This window comes from Nocardioides euryhalodurans (genome assembly GCF_004564375.1).
In the GTDB taxonomy this organism is placed as follows: domain Bacteria; phylum Actinomycetota; class Actinomycetes; order Propionibacteriales; family Nocardioidaceae; genus Nocardioides; species Nocardioides euryhalodurans.
On record NZ_CP038267.1, the window covers coordinates 881485 to 899528 of the forward strand.

Sequence of the window (18044 nt, forward strand, 5' to 3'; positions counted from 1 at the left end):
CGGCATACTCGCACCTCGACGGGGCGTGCGCCGGCGAACTCCGGAGGTGTCCGCCCGGGGACCAGGGCTCGGTGGGCACCCCGGGCCCGAGCCAGGTCGCGGTCGGGAGGCCAGGCAGGTGCTGCAGCGAGCAGGCTCGCGCTCGGACACCCAGGTCGGGCCGTGAGGTCGGTCGGGCTCACGTGCCCTCAGTGAGCCGCAGCTCCTCGCCCCGGAGAGCGGCCAGCCGCTCCACCTCCTCCTCGAGCGCCTTCCCCGGCCGCGGGGTGCCATCCAGCCAGGTGACGGCGACCTCGCCCTTCCGGTCCTTCCTCACCGTCCACGTCCCCCGCACGACACCGCCGACGACGACCGGGTTGCCCTTGCGCGTCATGGCGTCGCGGCAGGCCGGCGGGGTGGCGTGGCCGTCCTTCGTGCCGGGTCCCATCACCCACTGGTCGTGCCCGGGGAGGAAGCGCACCACGGTCGAGGGGCGGGCGACCGCCAGGGACTCGGCGTCCTCCGCGACGACGTACGCCGTGGTGCCCTCGACGTCGACCGCGACCAGACGGTCGGCCAGGCCGGAGAGCCAACGGTCGAGCCGTCTGCGTCCGGCCCCCAGGTTGTCGCCCAGCCAGTGGTGGACGCGGTCGCAGGTTGCCGGCCCGTAGGTCCGGAGGTAGGCGGTGATCGCCCGTGGTCCGGCCTCCTCGAGGTCGGGGATGCCGCCCCACCGCGGGTTGGCGTCGAGGCGCTGGACGGTGCGCTGCCCGTCCCTGGGCCTCCCCAGGCTCAGGTCGCCCTGCCAGGTCAGCGGCTTGATCAGCGTGCCGGCACCCTCGTCGAAGACAGGCCCGAGGTGCCGGTAGGCACGGTGTCCCGACAGCGCCTCACCCAGCTCGGGGATCGTCAGGGGCCCGTCGCGGACCGCGTCGCGGACCGCGGCGCGGAACTCGGGCCAGTCCTCCGGGCGCAGCCGGTAGTGCTCCACCCAGCTGGGCAGCTCCCACTGCCGGCCCGCGGCCTTGAGGGCCAGGGTGACGCCGCCCTCCTCGGGGGAGAGGTAGTGCATCGCCCCCCGGTACGCGAAGGCGTTGATCACCTCCCCGTCGACCAGGGCCTGCGTGAGCTCGCCCGCCTGCGACGTCGTCCGTCGCGTGCGGACCGCCAGCTCGGCCAGCGACTCGTCCATCGACAGGACCGCACCGAGACCGCGGACGACGTCGGCCACCGTGACGTCCCCGACGGGATCGAGGAGGTGGCGCTCCATCCGCCAGGCGAGTGCTTCCTCCCACGTGACCGAGACCTCGAGCTGGGTGCCCACCCACCCAGCATCGCACTGCGCTGGAGGAGGTCGTGGGCCGATCGGGCCCTAGGCGCGTCGGTACTCGGCCCGCCACAGCGGCCCGGCGAGCTCCTCGAGCGCCACGACCTCGAGACGGTCGCCGGCCATCGCCTCCAGGGTGCCGCGGTCGAGCGGGAAGGGCGGCCCGACCGCCGGCGGCTCGCTGCCGTCGTCGCGGAAGGCGATCGCCAGCATCGTCCCGCCCGGGGCGACCAGCGTGCTGATCGCGGCCATCGCCTCGGTCCGAGGCGGGTCGGGCAGCGCCTGCACCGTGAAGACCTCGACGACCAGGTCGAAGTGCCCGCGCCACTCCTCCGGCAGGGCCAGCAGGTCGGCCACCACGAAGTCGGCGCCCGACCCCGCGTGACGCGCGCCCGCCTGGTCGACGGCCGTGGAGGAGATGTCGAAGCCCGTCGTCGCGAAGCCGAGTCGCGCGAGGTACGCCGCGTCGGCACCCAACCCGCAGCCGACCACGACCGCGCGTCGCCCCGTTCCGTCGAGCCCGGTCGCGCGCGCCCATTCCTCGAGCAGCGGCTGCGGGGTGTCCCGGTCCCACGGCATCGAGACCTCACCGGCGACGCCGGCGGCGTAGAGACGGTCGAACCACGCGGTCGGCTCACCCTGACCGATCGCCTCGGCCGAGAGCTCGTCGGCCCGCAGGTCCCAGTCACGCGCCACGGGGCACGTCCCGCTCGATCTCGGCCAGCCACGCCGTGGCGCTCGCGTCGGACGGCATCCGCCAGTCGCCCCGCGGGCTCATCGTCCCGCCCGGACTCACCTTGGGCCCGTTGGGCAGGGCCGAGCGCTTGAACTGGCTGGCGAAGAACCGCTTGACGAAGACCTCCAGCCACCGGCGTACGGTCGCCAGGTCGTAGGACGGACGGTCGCTCTCGGGGAACCCCGGAGGCCACTCCCCCGCCGCGGCATCGGCCCAGGCGTGCATCGCCAGGAAGGCGATCCGGCGCGGACGGTGGCCGTGGCGGATCACGTGGTGGAGCGTGAAGTCCTGGAGGGCGTACGGGCCCACCGACTCCTCGGTGCTCTGGCTCCCACCCGGGATCAGCTCCGGGGTGATCTCCTGGGTGAGGATCTCGCGCAGCACCTCGTCGGTGTCGGACGCGAACTGGTGGGAGTCGATCACCCAACGGATCAGGTGCTGGATCAGGGTCTTCGGGACGCCGGCGTTGACGCCGTAGTGGGACATCTGGTCGCCCACGCCGTAGGTGCACCAGCCCAGCGCGAGCTCGGAGAGGTCGCCGGTCCCGAGCACGATGCCGCCGCGGTGGTTGGCGAGCCGGAAGAGGTAGTCGGTGCGCAGCCCGGCCTGGACGTTCTCGAAGGTGACGTCGTAGACCTCCTCGCCCCAGGAGTTCGGGTGGTCGATGTCGGCCAGCATCTGCCGCGCCGCCGCGGTGATGTCGAGCTCCTCGAAGGTCACGCCCAGGCTCTTCGCGAGCCGGGTGGCGTAGGAACGCGTGGTGTCGCCGGTCGCGAAGCCCGGCATCGTGAAGGCGTGGATGTCCTCGCGCGGGCGGCCGAGCCGGTCCATCGCCTTGGCCGCGACGATCAGCGCGTGGGTGGAGTCCAGCCCGCCGCTGACCCCGATGACCACCTTGGGGTGACCGATCGCGTGCAGCCGCTGCTCGAGCCCGGAGACCTGGATGTTGTAGGCCTCGTAGCAGTCCAGGGCCAGCCGCTCGGGGTCGTCGGGCACGAACGGGAAGCGGTCGACCTTGCGGCGCAGCCCGATGTCACCCGTGGGCGGCCGCAGCTCGAACGACACCGTGCGGAACCCCGCCCCCGGCGTCGAGGTCCGGGCCAGCCGGGCCTCGAGCCCCCGGCGGTTGTCGTCGAAGGTCCCCTGCCGCAGCCGCTCCTGCCGGATCCGGTCGAGGTCGACGTCGACCACGCTGCGGCGCGGCCCCTCCGGGAACCGCTCACCCTCCGCCAGCAGCTCACCGCACTCGTAGACCATCGTCTGCCCGTCCCAGGACAGGTCGGTCGTCGACTCCCCCTGCCCCGCGGCCGCGTAGACGTACGCCGCCAGGCAGCGTGCGCTCGCCGACCGGACCAGCAGCCGGCGGTCCTCCGCGCGAGCCACCGTGATCGGGCTGCCGGACAGGTTGGCGAGCACCGTGGCACCCGCGAGCGCCGCCTCGGCGCTGGGCGGGACAGGGACCCACATGTCCTCGCAGACCTCGACGTGCAGCGCCAGCCCGGTCACGTCGCTGGCCCGGAAGACCAGGTCGGGCCCGAAGGGGACCTGCTCGCCGAGCAGCGAGATCGTCGAGCCGCGCCGGTCGTCACCCGGCGCGAACCAACGCCGCTCGTAGAACTCGCGGTACGTCGGCAGGTAGGACTTCGGCGCGACGCCGAGCACCCGGCCGCCGTGGACGACGACCGCGCAGTTCAGGACGCGCGTCCCGTGGACCAGCGGAGCACCCACGACCAGCACCGGGGTCAGGTCCTGAGAAGCGGCGACCAGCTCCGAGACCGCGTCCAGCACGGCGTCGAGCAGCGTGTCCTGCAGCAGCAGGTCGTCGACGGCGTACCCGCAGAGCGCCAGCTCGGGGAAGACCGCGACCGCCACGCCGTCGTCGTGGCAGGCCCGCGCCTGCTCGAGGATCGTCCGCGCGTTGGCCGTCGGGTCGGCGATCGACACCGGCACCGTGCAGGCGGCCACCCGGGCGAATCCCTGGTCGTAGGCGGAGAAGAAGTCCACGTCGCGAGTCTAGGGCGCGTCACTCACGTCGACCGTCGCGTGCGGACCGACCACCCGCTGGTCGACCACCCGCAGGCCCACGCCGCGGACGGCGCGGATGGCGTACGGGCTGCCGAGGTCGCGCAGCTTGCGTCGCAGCCGTTTCACCACCGACTGCACGTCGTCGCGACCGCCGAGGTGGTCGTTGCCCCAGACCCGACGGTGGATCCGCTCGAACGTCCAGGTGCGGTCCGGCTCGTCGAGCAGGCACACGAGCAGGTCGTGCTCCAGCGGTGAGAGCGGGATGCTCGCCTCCCCCCACCGGGCGAGGCGCCAGTCCGAGTCGACGACGAGCGTCTCGGCCACCTCCCCGGTCGGCGGCGGGTCCGGGACCACGCTCACCGAGGCCGCCGCTGGCGGCGGTTCACCGGCGAGCAGGGCGAGCGCCTCCTCCCTCGTGGCGACGAGGAGCACGGGCACGTGCTCGCTGACCAGTGACGCCACACGCAGGCGCTCCTCCATGGAGGCGGCGATCGCGATCACCACGGTCGGAACGTCGGAAACTCCCGGCGCGCCAACCGGTCCTCCCTGGACGAGATCCTCTCCCCGAGCGAGAGACATGTCTCATCCTTCCCTTGAACCCCACAACCTCTCGGTCGTGACACCGGAAGTCAAGGAGGGCCGCCCGGTGGTCGGAATCCGGACGCGTTGCCCGCAGAGTGCCCCCGAGTCGCCCGGGACGACCACCAGTTGCCCCTCCGGGGTCGTTGTTCGCACGGGTCGGCCGTTCCTAGCGTGACGACACCGGATCGACCATCCGGCAGAACTCCGGTTCGACCAACCGCCTCTCGGGCGTGGGGACACACGCTCGAGAGGCTCTCTCGGGAGGAATCACCCATGTCATCCATGCCGTCACGGCCTCGAGGTGCACCACCGCTTCGCAGGCTCCTGGTCCGGCTGCTGGCCCTCGTGGTCGTCAGCTCCGCCCTAGCCCTCACCGGTCCGCAGGCGGGCGCGGCCCCGGCCGCCGACCCCACCGCCAAGATCCAGCCGAAGCTCGCCCAGCAGCTCGAGAGCAAGGGCGAGGCCAGCTTCTGGGTCCGCTTCGAGCAGGCGGACCTGACCGCCGCCGCACAGCTGGAGGACCGCACCGAGCGGGGCCAGGCCGTCTACGACGCCCTGACGACCGCCGCCGAGAGCCGCCAGAAGGAGGCCCGGGCGCTGCTCGACAGCGCGGGCGCGACGTACCAGTCCTACTGGGCCTCCAACGCGATCCGCGTGGACGCGGGCGACGCCTCGCTGGCGGAATCGGTTGCCTCCGCGGACCAGGTCGTCGCGCTCTACCCGACGCGCGAGTACACGGTCGAGGAGCCCACCAAGGGTGACCAGCAGAAGCAGGTCAACGCCGTCGAGTGGGGCATCGCCAACATCAACGCGGACGACGTCTGGAACGAGTACGGCGTCCAGGGCGAGGGCATGGTGATCGCCAACATCGACACCGGGGTCCAGTTCGACCACCCGGCGCTGGTCGACCAGTACCGGGGCAACAACGGTGACGGCACCTTCAGCCACGACTACAACTGGTTCGACGCGGCCGGCAGCTGCGCCACCGCGCCCTGCGACACCAACGGGCACGGCACCCACACCATGGGCACGATGCTCGGCGGCGACGGCGGCGCCAACCAGATCGGCGTCGCCCCCGGCGCCACCTGGATCGCTGCCAACGGCTGCTGCCCCTCCGACGCGGCCCTGATCGCCTCGGGCGAGTGGATGCTCGCCCCGACCGACCTCGCCGGGGACAACCCCGACGTGTCCAAGCGGCCCCACATCGTCAACAACTCGTGGGGCACCACCGTCCCGACCAACGACCCCTTCATGGAGGACGTGCAGCTCGCCTGGGCCGCGTCCGGCATCTGGGGCCAGTGGTCCAACGGCAACAGCGGACCGGCCTGCCAGACCTCCGGGTCGCCCGGCAGCCGGATCATCAACTACTCCGCGGGTGCCTACGACGTGAACAACGCGATCGCGAGCTTCTCCGCACGCGGTGCGGGCCAGGACGGCGAGACCAAGCCCAACATCTCGGCGCCGGGCGTGAACGTCCGGTCCGCGGTCCCCGGCAGCTCGTACGCCTCCTACAACGGCACCTCGATGGCCTCGCCCCACGTGGCGGGCGCCGTCGCGCTGCTGTGGTCGGCCGCACCCGCGCTGGCCGGTGACATCGAGGGCACCTGGGACCTGCTCGACGGCACCGCCATCGACTCGGCCAACGCGACCTGCGGCGGCACTGCCGACGACAACAACGTCTTCGGGGAGGGCAGGCTCGACGCCCTGGCCCTGGTGGGCGCGGCACCCGTGGGTGACACCGGGACCGTCGCCGGCACCGTGACCGACGAGGAGACGGGCGCACCGCTGGACGGCGCGACCATCGACTTCGAGGGCGCGCTGAGCCGCTCCGTCACGACCGAGGACGACGGCACGTACTCCGTCCGGCTCTCCGCCGGCGACTACACCGCCACGGTGTCGATGTTCGGCTACGTCACCGAGACCACCGAGGTCACCGTGACCGCCGACCAGACGACGACGTCCGACCACGCGCTGGTCGCGGCCCCGTCGGTCACCCTGAACGGCACCGTCACCGACGGTTCCGGGCACGAGTGGCCGCTCTACGCCAAGGTCGACGTCGGCGGGCCCGCCGACGACACGTGGACCGACCCGGAGACCGGCGAGTACTCCGTGACGGTCCCGAGCAACGCGACGTACGACGTGACGATCACCGCCGACTACCCGGGCTACACCGCGTCGACCGAGTCTGTCGCGATCGGGGACGGCGACACCACGCACGACGCCGCGCTGACGGTGGACACGGCCACCTGCAACGCGCCCGGCTACGAGTTCAACGTGGCCGGCGTGACCGAGGGCTTCGACGAGCTCGCCCTCCCCGAGGGCTGGACCGTCGAGGACAACCTCGGCAACGGCCAGGTGTGGACGTTCGACGACCCCGGTGGTCGCGGCAACCTCACCGGCGGTGCCGGTGGCTTCGCGATCATGGACTCCGACGAGTGGGGCTCCGGCGGCCAGCAGGACACCTCGCTGGTGACGCCCGTGGTCGACATGTCGGACCTCACCGCACCGGTGGTCGGCTTCAAGCAGGACTACAACAACCTCGGTGACACCGCCGACGTCGAGGTGAGCATCGACGGCGGGGAGACCTGGGAGACCGTCCTGAGCCAGACCACGGACGTCCGTGGCCCGCGCGAGGACGTCGTCCAGCTGCCGATGGCCGCCGGCCAGTCCGAGGTCCAGCTCCGGTTCCACCACTACGACGCCAGCTACGACTGGTGGTGGGAGGTCGACGACGTCTTCCTCGGGAACCGCACCTGCGACCCCATCCCGGGTGGCCTGGTGCTGGGCAACGTGCGCAGCACCGCTTCCGGTGACGGCATCAACGGCGCCACCGTGACCAGCCTCGACGCACCGGAGACGACGGCCACGACGCGCGCCACCCCGGCCGACGAGAACCTCGACGACGGCTACTACTGGATGTTCTCGGACCTGACGGGTCGTCACCCGTTCGAGGCGTCGGCCAACCAGTACGAGTCCGAGACGGCCACGGTCCGCGTCATCGCCGACCTCACCAACCCGCAGGACTTCGAGCTCGGCTCCGGCAACATCGTGGTCGAGCCCACGGAGCTCTCGGGGACGCGGCAGCTGGGAGGCAACCCGATCCGCAAGACCTTCGAGGTCACCAACACCGGGTCGCGGGCGGCCGAGGTGGAGCTCGTCGAACGCGCCGGCGGCTTCACCATGCTGGGCGCGGACGGATCGCGGACCAGCGCCAAGCGGATCGCGGCCGCCGATGGTGCTCCGTTGCAGGAGATCAAGGCCGACGTGTCGTTCTCGCGCTCCGGCAGCAACAAGATGGCCACCGGTGACGTCCCCGCGGCCGGCCCCCACGCCGACCCGTGGACCGACATCGCCGACTACCCGTCGGTGGTGATGGACAACCGGGTCGTGCAGGTCGACGGCGTGGCCTACTCCATCGCCGGCGGCAACGGCTCGGCCTCGTCCGCAGCCGTGCACGCCTACGACCCGGCCACCCTGGCCTGGGAGCCGAGGGCGAGCCTGCCGGCAGCGCGCAACGCGGTCGCGGCAGGGGCGGTCGAAGGGCAGGTCGTCGTCACGGGCGGCTGGGCTGCCTCGGCACCGTCGCCGTCGACCTGGGTGTACGACCCCGCGTCCGACGCGTGGTCGGCCGGGGCAGACGCACCGGTGGCGCTGTCCGCGTCCGGGCAGGCCGTCGCTGGCGGCAAGCTCTACACGGTCGGCGGGTGCACGACCAGCGCCTGCACGCCGATGTCGGCCGCCGTCTCGGCGTACGACCCGGCGAGCGACAGCTGGGAGACCCTGGCGCCGTACCCGGCCGCGGTGGCGTTCGCGTCCTGCGGTGGGATCGACGACAAGGTCTACTGCACGGGTGGCAACGGCGGGGCCAACGGCACGGCCGACAGCTACGTCTACGACACCGGTGCGGACACGTGGACCGCGATCCCCGACGCCCCCGCCGACTCGTGGGCCTCGGGCTACGCCGTGGCCAACGGCCAGCTGGTGGTCAACGGCGGCGTGCAGGGTGGCGTCGTCACCAACCGCACCTTCGCCTACGACCCGGCCGGTGAGGCCTGGGTGGACATGCCGAACTCCAACACCGCCCGCTACCGCGGCGGCATGGCGTGCGGCATCTCCAAGGTCGGTGGCTCCTCGGGTGGCTTCACGCCCACGGTCGACAGCGAGGTCCTGCCGGGCTTCGACGACTGCGGATCCTCCGCAGCCGACGTCGAGTGGCTGACGGTGGCGCCCACCACGGCGACGCTGGCTCCCGGCGAGTCGATGACCGTCCGCGTCACGATGGACCCGGCCGTGGCCCAGCCCGGGACCTACACGGCGGGCATCGGGATCCTCGAGGACACCCCGGGCACCGTCGAGCCCGTCTCCGTCACCATGACGGTCACGCCTCCCAGGGCGTGGGGCAAGCTCGAGGGGACCGTCAGCGGGCGCTCCTGCGCCGGGGCGACGGCGCCGATCCCGGGAGCCACCGTGCAGGTGGACTCGTGGGCCGGCTCGTTGACCTTCGAGACGGAGTCCGACGGCAGCTACGCCTCGTGGTTCAACAGCAAGGCGAACCCGCTGCAGCTGATCGCCGCGAAGGACGGCTACCAGCCGCAGTTCAGGCAGGTGCGGCTCACGCGCGGCGCGACCGAGCGTGCTGACTTCAACCTCCGGAAGACGGGGTGCTGAGGCTGGCCGACTGAGCGCGAGGGGCCCACGACCGCACCGGTCGTGGGCCCCTCGTCATTCCGCGGCGATGAGTTCCCGGGCACGGGCCGGTCTGCTCCGTCGTACGCCGTCCCGCACCCTGCCCCTGGAGCCCGCCATGCCACCGATCACTCCTTGCCTCTGGTTCGACAGCGACCTCGAGAAGGCCGTCGACTTCTACACCGCGGTCTTCCCCGACTCCTCGGTCGGCCACGTGACCCGCACCCCGGGCGAGCCCGGCGCCGTCCTGGCGGCGGAGTTCTCGATCAACGGCACGACCTTCAAGGGGATCAACGGCGGGCCTGCCCACGCCGGCTTCACCGAGACCATCTCCTTCGCCATCGACTGCGTCGACCAGGCCGAGGTCGACCACTACTGGGAGGCGCTCACCGCAGACGGGGGCGAGGAGTCGATGTGCGGCTGGCTGCGGGACCGCTTCGGGCTCTCGTGGCAGGTGGTGCCGGTCCGCCTCTACGAGCTGCTGTCGGACCCCGACCCGACCCGCGCTCGGGCGGCGGCCGAGGCGATGATGACGATGCAGCGGATCGTGGTGGCCGACCTCGAGGCGGCGGCCGACGGGACCGATGCCGCGTGAGGTCTCCCCGGTCGGGCCATCGGGCATGACCCGATCGGGTGGAGGGGACGGCGCGTCCGACCACGGTTTGTCGCGGCACGGCAACGCTGGGTGTGGATCGGCCCCCGCCGCCGGCGGAGACTGGTAGACCGGACATACGACGGTGGCATCCCCTCACCCACCCACCGCCTGGAAGGCAGTCTCGTGCGCGAACACCCCCCGCACGTCAGCGATGACGACGTGCGAAGCCTGCTGTGGGCCCACTGGCTCCCGGACGTGGAGCAGGTGACCCACCTGCCCGTGGGCTTCGGTGCGTGGCACTGGCAGGCCTGGGCCGGCGGCCGGCCGGTCCTCTTCGTCACCCTCGACCAGCTCGGGGAGCGCCACACCCACAAGTCGCTCGAGGGGGCGTACGGCGCCGCCAGCGCGCTGGCCGCCCGGGGCCTGGAGTTCGTCCTCCCGCAACGCCGTACCGTGCTCGGCCAGTGCACCGTCGCCCTCGGCGACGACCGGCTCAGCGCCACCCCGTGGCTGGAGGGGACCAGCGGTGACGGTTCCTTCCGCGACGAGGCGCACGCCCGCGCCACCCTCGACCTGCTCGAGCGGCTGCACGCCGAGACCGGCACGCCCGCCCTCCCCCGCTGGCGTCCGCTGGTCCACCCGTCCTTCGCGTCCCGACTCGACGAGCGCACCGCCCAGCCGTGGCGGTCCGGCCCCTACGCGGAGGAGGCGCGGAGCGCGCTGCGGCAGCGGCTCTCCGAGATCCGGCAGTGGACCGCCGACTACCACCGGCTCGCGGCCGCGACCGACCCCGCGTCGTGGGTGCCGACCCACGGCGAGCCCCACACCCGCAACCAGGTGATGACTCAGGCCGGCACGTACCTCGTCGACTGGGAGTCGCTGAAGCTGGCGCCGCGCGAGCGCGACCTGGCCACGCTGGTCGAGCACGGCTGGGGCGACCTGGTCCCGGCGGCCGACCCGGCCCTGCTGGCGATGTTCGACCTGGAGTGGCGGCTCGACGAGATCGCCCAGTACGCCGCGTGGTTCGAGGCCGAGCACAGCGGGTCAGAGAGTGACCGGGTCGCCCTCGCGGGGCTGCGTCACGAGCTGCTGCGTGAGCCACGCAACACCGCCCGCTGCGCCTGACAGGTCTAGCCTTGACGGCATGACCGACGAGCAGCCGGCGCCGTACGGCAGCGGCCAGCAGCAGACGCCCTCCGCCACGCCTGCGAAGCGGATCCGCACCCACACCCTGCGCGACTTCAAGGAGCGCGGCGAGAAGTTCACGATGCTCACCGCCTACGAGCAGTACGCCGCGTCGACCTTCGACGAGGCCGGCATCGAGGTGCTGCTGGTCGGCGACAGCGCGAGCAACAACGTCTTCGGCAACGAGACGACCGTCCCGGTGACGGTCGACATGCTGCTGCCGCTGACCCGGGCCGTGGCCCGCTCCGTGCGCCGCAGCCTCGTCGTGGGCGACCTGCCGTTCGGCTCCTACCAGGCCTCGCCCGAGCAGGCGTACCTCACCGCCGCCCGGTTCATGAAGGAGGGCGAGGCGCACTGCGTGAAGCTCGAGGGCGGAGCGGACCTGGCGCCTCAGATCGAGCTCCTCAGCCGCGGCGGGATTCCCGTCATGGCCCACATCGGCTTCACCCCGCAGAGCGAGCACGCGCTCGGTGGGTACCGCGTCCAGGGACGCGGCGACGCGGCCGACCAGCTGCTGCACGACGCCCACGCGGTCCAGGAGGCCGGGGCCTTCGCCGTGGTGATGGAGATGGTGCCCGGCGACCTCGCCGGCCAGGTCACCAAGGAGCTCGCGATCCCCACCATCGGCATCGGCGCCGGCCCCGACTGCGACGGCCAGGTGCTGGTGTGGCAGGACGCGTTCGGGCTGCGCACCGGTCGGATGGCCCGCTTCGTGAAGCAGTACGCCGACGTGCACGGCGTCATGCTCGACGCCGCCCGTGCCTACGCCGACGACGTCCGCGCGGGAACGTTCCCGGGTCCGGAGCACACGTTCTGACAGCCACGTCCGGCGGGCGGTTACCGTGATCCCGTGCGCCTTCTCGTGACCGCTCTCCCCCTGGCCCTGTCCCTCGCGCTGGTCGCCCCCGCGGCCCCCGCCCCCACCTCCCCGGTCCCGACCGCCGCCGGCGCGGCTCCGGCGGCCGAGGCCCGCGCGGCCGCGGTGCCACGGCTGCGGGTGCGCCCCGTCGTCCGGGCGCTCCAGAACCCCTGGGACGTGAAGGTGCTGCCCGGTGGCACGCTGCTGGTCACCGAGCGCGACCGCGCGCGGCTCTCGACGTACGCCGACGGCCAGCGCAGCACCGTCACCTTCCCGAGCAGCAGCGTCTGGGTCTCCGGCGAGACCGGCCTGATGTCGCTCGAGGTCGACCCCCGCTTCGCGAGCAACCGCCGCTTCTACACCTGCTCGGGCTGGCAGAAGCCCGGCGGCGGCCACGACGTCCGTGTCAACGCGTGGCGACTCAGCGACGACGGCGACACCGCGACCCTCGTCGAGACCCTGGTGCGCGGGCTCCCGAGCCGGACCGGCCGCCACGGCGGCTGCCGGCTCCTGATCGCCGGCAACGGCGCCCTGGTCGTCGGCACGGGCGACGCCGCCCGTGGCACCAACCCGCGCAACCTCAGGTCGCTGGGAGGCAAGACGCTCCGCCTCAACCGGCTCACCGGCGCACCGTGGCGGTCCAACCCCTTCATCAGGGCCACCAACACCCGCAAGCGCTACGTGCTGACCTACGGCCACCGCAACGTGCAGGGGCTGGCGCAGCGTCGCGACGGGTCGCTCTGGTCGGTCGAGCACGGCTCCTACCGCGACGACGAGGTCAACAGGCTCCGGGGCGGCGGCGACTACGGCTGGCACCCGGTGCCGGGCTACGACGAGAGCGTCCCCATGACCGACCAGTCGCTGCCGGGGCGGCAGGTCGCGGCGCGGTGGCGCTCGGGCAACCCCACCATCGCCACCTCGGGCGCCGCGTGGGTGCGGGGGAAGAAGTGGGGACGGCTCAACGGCACGCTCGCGGTGGCGGCGCTCGGCGGCGAGCGGATGGTCTTCATGAAGTTCGACCGGCGCGGGCGGCTGCAGTGGACCCGCACGCCACGCTCGCTGCGAGGTGACCGGCTCCGCTCGGTGACCCTCACGCCCCGCAACAACCTGCTGGTCACCACCAGCAACGGAAGCCGCGACCGGGTCCTGCGCATCACGCCCCAGGGCTAGGCCCTATCCCCACCCGAAGGCCACCGTCCCGGCGACCACCGTCACGAACCACACGACGGCGACAGCGACCGGCAGCCACGGCACCCACGACGGGTGCAGCGACCACCAGGCGGTGGCGACGAAGAGCACCATCGCCCAGAGGGCCAGCAGCAGCGCGACGACGTACCACGGCACCACGAGCACGCTGGCGCCGATGAGGAAGGCGACGCAGGCCATCCCGATCATGCCGACGAACGGCCACGGCGACGCCTGCCGGCGCTCGCGGGGACCGGGGATCCCGGTCACGCCTCAGTCCTCGAGGTCGTCGTTCCACCTCGGGTCGTTGTCCCACTGCTCGTTGCGCTCCTCGACCTTGTCGAGCGCCCGCGCGGCCTCGGCCTCGGTGGCGTAGGGGCCGAGCCGCTCGGCGTTGCGGCAGCCCTCGGGTCCCTCGACGCGGTGGTGGGTGAGGCAGAACCAGTACTCCGTGGCCGAATCACTCATGCCACGGAAACTACACTCGCCGCATGCCTGTCGCAGCCCCCGTCGCTCCCGGCACCGTGTCGCCCCGCCGCGCGGTGCCCGAGCGGATCGCCCGCCCCGAGTACGTCGACCGCACCTCGCCCGAGCGCTTCACCGGCAGCGAGGTCAAGGACGCCGAGACGATCGCGAAGATGCGCGTCGCCGGCCGCCTGGCCGCCCAGGCCCGCGAGCTGGTCGGCTCCCACGTCACCCCCGGCATCACGACCGACGAGCTCGACCGGATCGGCCACGAGTTCCTGTGCGACCACGGCGCCTACCCCTCGACGCTCGGCTACCGGGGCTTCCCCAAGTCGCTCTGCTCCAGCGTCAACGAGGTGATCTGCCACGGCATCCCCGACAGCCGGGTCGTCGAGGACGGCGACATCGTCAACATCGACATCACCGCCTTCCTCGACGGCGTCCACGGCGACACCAACGCGACCTTCCTCGCCGGCGACGTCGACGAGGAGTCGCGGCTGCTCGTCGAGCGCACCCACGCCGCCCTCGAGCGGGGCATCAAGGCCGTGCGGCCCGGTCGCCGGCTGAACGTGATCGGTCGCGTGATCGAGAGCTACGCCCGCCGCTTCGGCTACGGCGTGGTCCGCGAGTTCACCGGCCACGGCATCGGGACCGCCTTCCACAGCGGCCTGATCGTCCCCCACTACGACGACCCGCGGTTCGACGACGTGATCGAGGTCGGGATGACCTTCACGATCGAGCCGATGCTCAACCTCGGCACCCACGAGTGGGAGATGTGGCCGGACGACTGGACCGTCGTCACCCGCGACCGCCGCCGTAGCGCGCAGTTCGAGCACACCCTGCTCGTGACGCCGACCGGCGCCGAGGTGCTCACGCACCCCTGACGCCGGCGGGTCGTCGGGGATGAGCGCTGCTGCACGAGCCGCCCACCACCCGGGGCTGGCGGTGCCGACCACCTCCGCCAGGCACTAGGCTGTCCCCGCGGACGGGCTGACCGGGCGACCGCGTCGCGCTCCTCCGGGAGCGCGCCGAGGAAGGTCCGGGCTCCACAGGGCAAGGTGGTGGGTAACTCCCACCCGGGGCAACCTGCGGGACAGTGCCACAGAGAACAGACCGCCACTTCCGCTGCTGGTCAGGGGAAGGGGCAAGGGTGAAACGGTGGTGCAAGAGACCACCAGCGGTCCGGGTGACCGGGCCGGCTAGGCAAACCCCACCTGGAGCAAGGTCAAGAAGTCCGGGGCCACGGCCCCGGACGCGCGTGCGTCTGAGGGCGGCCCGCCCGAGCACGCGGGTAGACCGCTGGAGGCGGCCGGCAACGGTCGTCCTAGATGGATGGTCGCCCCCGTCGTACGGGACTCCCGTACGACGGGACAGGACCCGGCCTACAGGTCAGCCCGTCCGCCCCTCACCCGGGTAACAGGACCTCCACCGGCGTGCCACGGTCCCGGCATTCGCCTGCCCGGTTCCGCCGCGGCTCCTAGGTTCGTCGCCAGCAGCTCCGTCCCCATCGAGGGGGCCTCGGACACGGAACGGGATCTGACATGCAGAAGACGGTCAAGGGCGCGGTCGCCGGTGCTTCCGGCGTCGCACTGCTGGTGGGCGGCTTCGGCACCTACGCGCTGTGGACCGACAGCGAGGGCCTGGCCACCCACGGCGTCCAGTCCGGCCGGCTCGACATCGCGTCGACCCCCGGGGTGTACGACGACGCGAACACGGCCGCCGCCGACGACTGGGCCGCGACCGACAAGCTGGTCCCCGGCGACAAGGTCACCTACTCGCAGACCTTCACCGTCACGGCCGAGGGCAAGAACCTCGAGGGGACCATCGCCTACCAGCAGCCCTCGCTCGCCAGCAGCTTCTCGGCCGGCCTCGCCCACTCGGTCGAGGTCGTCGCGAACGGCGCGACGGTCTACGAGACCTCACCAGGCTCCAACCAGTTCACGTTCCACGAGCCGTTCGGGAGCATCACGTTCACGGCGGTCGTGACCTACGAGCTGCCCGCCGCCACTGCCGGCAGCGCGGACCAGGGCAGGTCGGCGACGCTGCCCGCTGCCGACATCACCATCACCCAGGGCTGAGCGGCTCCCGTACGCCCGTCATCCCTCGAGCGCGAACTCGACCTTGCGGGACGAGGGGTCGGCCACCACCAGCGTGACGGTCACGTCCTCGCCCAGCGGCAGCTCTCGGTCGGCTGACACCCGTGCCTCGACGGCGGGGTCCTGGACGGTCACCACACCGCGGGTACGCCGCTCCTCGTCCCGCTCGACGACCACCCCGGGGAAGGACTGCCCGACGCGGTGCTGGAGCAGCTCGGCCTCGACCAGGTCGAGCACCGCGCCCTCGTAACGGTTGGCGCGGCGGCCGGACTCCTGGAGGGTCGCCGGCAGGTCGTGGAGCTTCTCGGTCACCCACCCGGGCACGTCCTCGCCCGCGCACAGCGCGACGCAGACCTCGCCGGCGTAGCGGTCGCCGAGGCGGCGCAGCGGGGCGGTCACGTGGGCGTACTCGGAGGCGAGCGCAGCGTGCTGCGGGTCGGCGGGCACCTCGCCGTCGAAGGCGACGTAGCCGCTCCCGCGCAGCAGCCGCGTGCACGCGACCACCATCGCGGCGTGGGCGGGCCGGGAGGGGTCGAGCGCGCGGATGAAGTCGGGGTAGAGGACCTCGGCCGGCCACTCGATCCCGAGGGCGCGGGCGGTCCGGTGCAGCCGCTTCACGTCGCGCGGGTCGGCCGGCGGCAGCGTCCGGAGCAGCCCGACGCGCGCGTAGACCATGAGCGAGGCGGCGGCGAAGCCGGTCAGCAGGGAGATCTGCGCGTTCCACTTCTCGACCGGCAGCATCTCGCGGAACTCCAGCCGCACCGTGTCGCCGTCGAGGTCGACCTCCTGCTCGGGCAGCGGGAGGGAGACCCCGCCACGGGCGGCCTCGCGCTCGAGCCTCAGCTCTCCGACCTCGCGGAGCAGCATCAGCGACTCCGCCGCGGTGCCCTCGTCGATCTGGCGCTGGACGCCCTCGTAGTCGAGCTTGGCGCGGGAGCGGACCAGGGCGCGCTCGACGACCACGTCCGTCCCCTCCCCCACCTCGTCGACCCGGATCGTCCAGAGCAGGGCCGGGCGGTCCTGGTCGGGCAGCAGCGAGGCGGCGTCCTCGGAGAGCACCTTGGGGTGCAGCGGGACCTTCGAGTCCGCGCCGTAGAGCGTCTCGCCGCGGCGGTGGGCCTCGGTGTCGACCGGGTCGCCGGCGGCGACGAAGGCCGCCACGTCGGCGATCGCGTAGTGGACGACGTAGCCGTCGCCGTCGCGCTCGATGTGCAGGGCCTGGTCGAGGTCCATCGCCGAGTCGGGATCGATCGTCACCAGCGCGAGGTCGGTGCGGTCGAGGTCGGGCAACCTCGGCGCGTCGGCGGCCCGGGCCGCCGCCTCCTGGACCACCGCCGGGAAGTCGGGACTGACCTGCAGCTCCTCCTGGATCTGCACCAGCCCGTCACGCAGGGTCCGCGCCGCGCCCCCGTCCTTCCTGGACCGGAGCCTGACCACTCGACTGCTCGCCATGACCCGCACCCTAGTCTGACGGGCGTGCTGATCCTGCTCCCTCCGAGCGAGGGCAAGACCGCCCCCGCCCGCGGCAAGCCGCTCGACCTCGCCTCGCTGGCCCACCCCGGCCTGACCGACGTACGCCGTCGCGTGCTCGACACGCTGGTCGAGGTCAGCCACCGCGAGGACGCCGCAGAGCTGCTCGGGCTCGGCCACACCCAGACCGACCTGCTCGAGCGCAACCGCCGCCTCGAGACCGCCCCGACGGCGCGCGCCGACCGGGTCTACACCGGGGTGCTCTTCGACGCGCTCGGCTTCGCGACGCTCTCCCCCGCCGCACGGCGACGCGCGACCGGCCGGGTCGCGGTGACGTCCTCGGTCTTCGGACTGGTCCGTCCCACCGACCGGATCCCGGCGTACCGGCTCTCGGGCGACACCTCCCTGCCCGGCCTCGGCCCCGTCGCGGGCGCCTGGCGCGCGGTGCTCGGCGAGGCGATCGAGGAGTCCCTGGGCCGCGGGCTGCTGGTGGACCTGCGGTCCGGGACGTACGCCGGCTTCTGGCGCCCACCGGCGACGCTGGCTCGCCGGGTGGCCACCGTGCGGGTGCTGCACGAGGCGGGGGGGGTGCGCAAGGTGGTGAGCCACTTCAACAAGGCCACCAAGGGCAGGATCGTCCGGGCGCTGCTCGAGGACGGGCGTGACCCGCGCACCCCGGCCGCGCTGGCCGACGTGCTGCGCGACCTCGGCTGGAAGGTGGAGGACGGCGCTCCGACCCCGAGGGGCGCCCAGCTCGACGTCGTGGTCGACGAGGTCTGACCGGACCGGATGTCACACCCGGGCCGCGAGCGGTGTCTCCATGGCGACACAGCAATCGTCGTCCAGGAGGAGAC

Annotated in this window: 15 protein-coding genes and 1 other RNA gene; 9 read left to right on the forward strand and 7 right to left on the reverse strand. The window is 72.7% G+C overall.

Going from position 1 to position 18044, the window contains the following annotated elements; all coding sequences use genetic code 11:
- Positions 1–178 precede the first annotated feature (178 nt).
- From EXE57_RS04145 to EXE57_RS04160, 4 genes are read right to left on the reverse strand one after another with little or no spacing between them, the layout of a single operon-like run.
- A complete protein-coding gene (locus EXE57_RS04145) occupies positions 179–1303 on the reverse strand; it encodes a DNA glycosylase AlkZ-like family protein (protein ID WP_135074283.1) in 1125 nt (374 codons plus the stop codon).
- Between the two features lie 48 nt (positions 1304–1351).
- A complete protein-coding gene (locus EXE57_RS04150; RefSeq protein ID WP_208542961.1) occupies positions 1352–2002 on the reverse strand; it encodes a class I SAM-dependent methyltransferase in 651 nt (216 codons plus the stop codon).
- Entirely contained in the window at positions 1992–4046 is a 2055-nt protein-coding gene (locus tag EXE57_RS04155) for an NAD(+) synthase (protein WP_135074285.1), read from the reverse strand. The genes EXE57_RS04150 and EXE57_RS04155 overlap by 11 nt, the downstream gene beginning before the upstream one ends.
- A 9-nt stretch (positions 4047–4055) precedes the next feature.
- Positions 4056–4571 carry a winged helix-turn-helix domain-containing protein gene (locus tag EXE57_RS04160; RefSeq protein ID WP_135074287.1) on the reverse strand — a complete coding sequence of 172 codons (516 nt, stop codon included), beginning with the start codon at positions 4569–4571 and terminating at the stop codon, positions 4056–4058.
- A gap of 351 nt (positions 4572–4922) precedes the next feature.
- On the opposite strand from EXE57_RS04160, the gene EXE57_RS04165 reads away from it, so the two are divergent.
- The 5 genes from EXE57_RS04165 to EXE57_RS04185 all read left to right on the forward strand — a co-directional run bounded on the left by EXE57_RS04165 (position 4923) and on the right by EXE57_RS04185 (position 13144).
- Positions 4923–9317, forward strand: coding sequence for a S8 family serine peptidase (locus EXE57_RS04165; RefSeq protein WP_244246984.1), 4395 nt, complete (start codon positions 4923–4925; stop codon positions 9315–9317).
- 67 nt (positions 9318–9384) lie between these two features.
- Positions 9385–9930: a VOC family protein gene (locus EXE57_RS04170; RefSeq protein WP_244246985.1), complete on the forward strand. Its 546-nt coding sequence runs from the start codon at positions 9385–9387 to the stop codon at positions 9928–9930.
- A gap of 219 nt (positions 9931–10149) precedes the next feature.
- Positions 10150–11055, forward strand: coding sequence for a phosphotransferase family protein (locus EXE57_RS04175; protein WP_208542962.1), 906 nt, complete (start codon positions 10150–10152; stop codon positions 11053–11055).
- A 19-nt stretch (positions 11056–11074) separates the two neighbouring features.
- On the forward strand, positions 11075–11932 hold the full coding sequence (panB, locus tag EXE57_RS04180) for a 3-methyl-2-oxobutanoate hydroxymethyltransferase (RefSeq protein ID WP_135074291.1): 858 nt from the start codon (positions 11075–11077) through the stop codon (positions 11930–11932).
- A gap of 33 nt (positions 11933–11965) precedes the next feature.
- The gene (locus EXE57_RS04185; RefSeq protein ID WP_135074293.1) at positions 11966–13144 is read left to right on the forward strand and encodes a PQQ-dependent sugar dehydrogenase; all 1179 of its coding nucleotides are present in this window, start codon (positions 11966–11968) and stop codon (positions 13142–13144) included.
- A 3-nt stretch (positions 13145–13147) separates the two neighbouring features.
- On the opposite strand, the gene EXE57_RS04190 is transcribed toward EXE57_RS04185, so the two are convergent.
- Together EXE57_RS04190 and EXE57_RS04195 are read right to left on the reverse strand one after the other, a co-directional pair.
- Complete coding sequence (locus tag EXE57_RS04190; protein ID WP_135074294.1) at positions 13148–13429, reverse strand: hypothetical protein; 282 nt, start codon at positions 13427–13429, stop codon at positions 13148–13150.
- Between the two features lie 3 nt (positions 13430–13432).
- Complete coding sequence (locus EXE57_RS04195; RefSeq protein ID WP_135074296.1) at positions 13433–13627, reverse strand: hypothetical protein; 195 nt, start codon at positions 13625–13627, stop codon at positions 13433–13435.
- Positions 13628–13650: 23 nt separating this feature from the next.
- Here EXE57_RS04195 and map point away from each other — a divergent pair, with 23 nt between their 5' ends.
- The 3 genes from map to EXE57_RS04210 all read left to right on the forward strand — a co-directional run bounded on the left by map (position 13651) and on the right by EXE57_RS04210 (position 15702).
- Entirely contained in the window at positions 13651–14508 is an 858-nt protein-coding gene (gene map / locus EXE57_RS04200) for a type I methionyl aminopeptidase (protein ID WP_135074298.1), read from the forward strand.
- A 102-nt stretch (positions 14509–14610) separates the two neighbouring features.
- An RNA gene (gene rnpB / locus EXE57_RS04205) (RNase P RNA component class A) lies at positions 14611–15025 on the forward strand.
- Between the two features lie 140 nt (positions 15026–15165).
- Positions 15166–15702, forward strand: coding sequence for an alternate-type signal peptide domain-containing protein (locus EXE57_RS04210; RefSeq protein WP_135074300.1), 537 nt, complete (start codon positions 15166–15168; stop codon positions 15700–15702).
- A gap of 18 nt (positions 15703–15720) precedes the next feature.
- Here the strand turns inward: EXE57_RS04210 and EXE57_RS04215 are convergent, their stop codons facing one another.
- Positions 15721–17172 carry an RNB domain-containing ribonuclease gene (locus EXE57_RS04215; protein ID WP_135074302.1) on the reverse strand — a complete coding sequence of 484 codons (1452 nt, stop codon included), beginning with the start codon at positions 17170–17172 and terminating at the stop codon, positions 15721–15723.
- Between the two features lie 24 nt (positions 17173–17196).
- Here EXE57_RS04215 and yaaA point away from each other — a divergent pair, with 24 nt between their 5' ends.
- Positions 17197–17970, forward strand: a complete 774-nt coding sequence (gene yaaA, locus EXE57_RS04220; protein ID WP_135074304.1) for a peroxide stress protein YaaA — start codon at positions 17197–17199, stop codon at positions 17968–17970.
- Positions 17971–18044 lie beyond the last annotated feature (74 nt).

Excerpts from the sequence above, each read along its gene's own strand:
- EXE57_RS04165 (WP_244246984.1), top strand. The coding sequence starts at position 4,923 with ATGTCATCCATGCCGTCACGGCCTCGAGGTGCACCACCGCTTCGCAGG.
- EXE57_RS04170 (WP_244246985.1), top strand. The coding sequence starts at position 9,385 with ATGAGTTCCCGGGCACGGGCCGGTCTGCTCCGTCGTACGCCGTCCCGC.
- panB (WP_135074291.1), top strand. The coding sequence starts at position 11,075 with ATGACCGACGAGCAGCCGGCGCCGTACGGCAGCGGCCAGCAGCAGACG.
- EXE57_RS04195 (WP_135074296.1), bottom strand. The coding sequence starts at position 13,627 with ATGAGTGATTCGGCCACGGAGTACTGGTTCTGCCTCACCCACCACCGC.
- map (WP_135074298.1), top strand. The coding sequence starts at position 13,651 with ATGCCTGTCGCAGCCCCCGTCGCTCCCGGCACCGTGTCGCCCCGCCGC.
- EXE57_RS04210 (WP_135074300.1), top strand. The coding sequence starts at position 15,166 with ATGCAGAAGACGGTCAAGGGCGCGGTCGCCGGTGCTTCCGGCGTCGCA.
- EXE57_RS04215 (WP_135074302.1), bottom strand. The coding sequence starts at position 17,172 with ATGGCGAGCAGTCGAGTGGTCAGGCTCCGGTCCAGGAAGGACGGGGGC.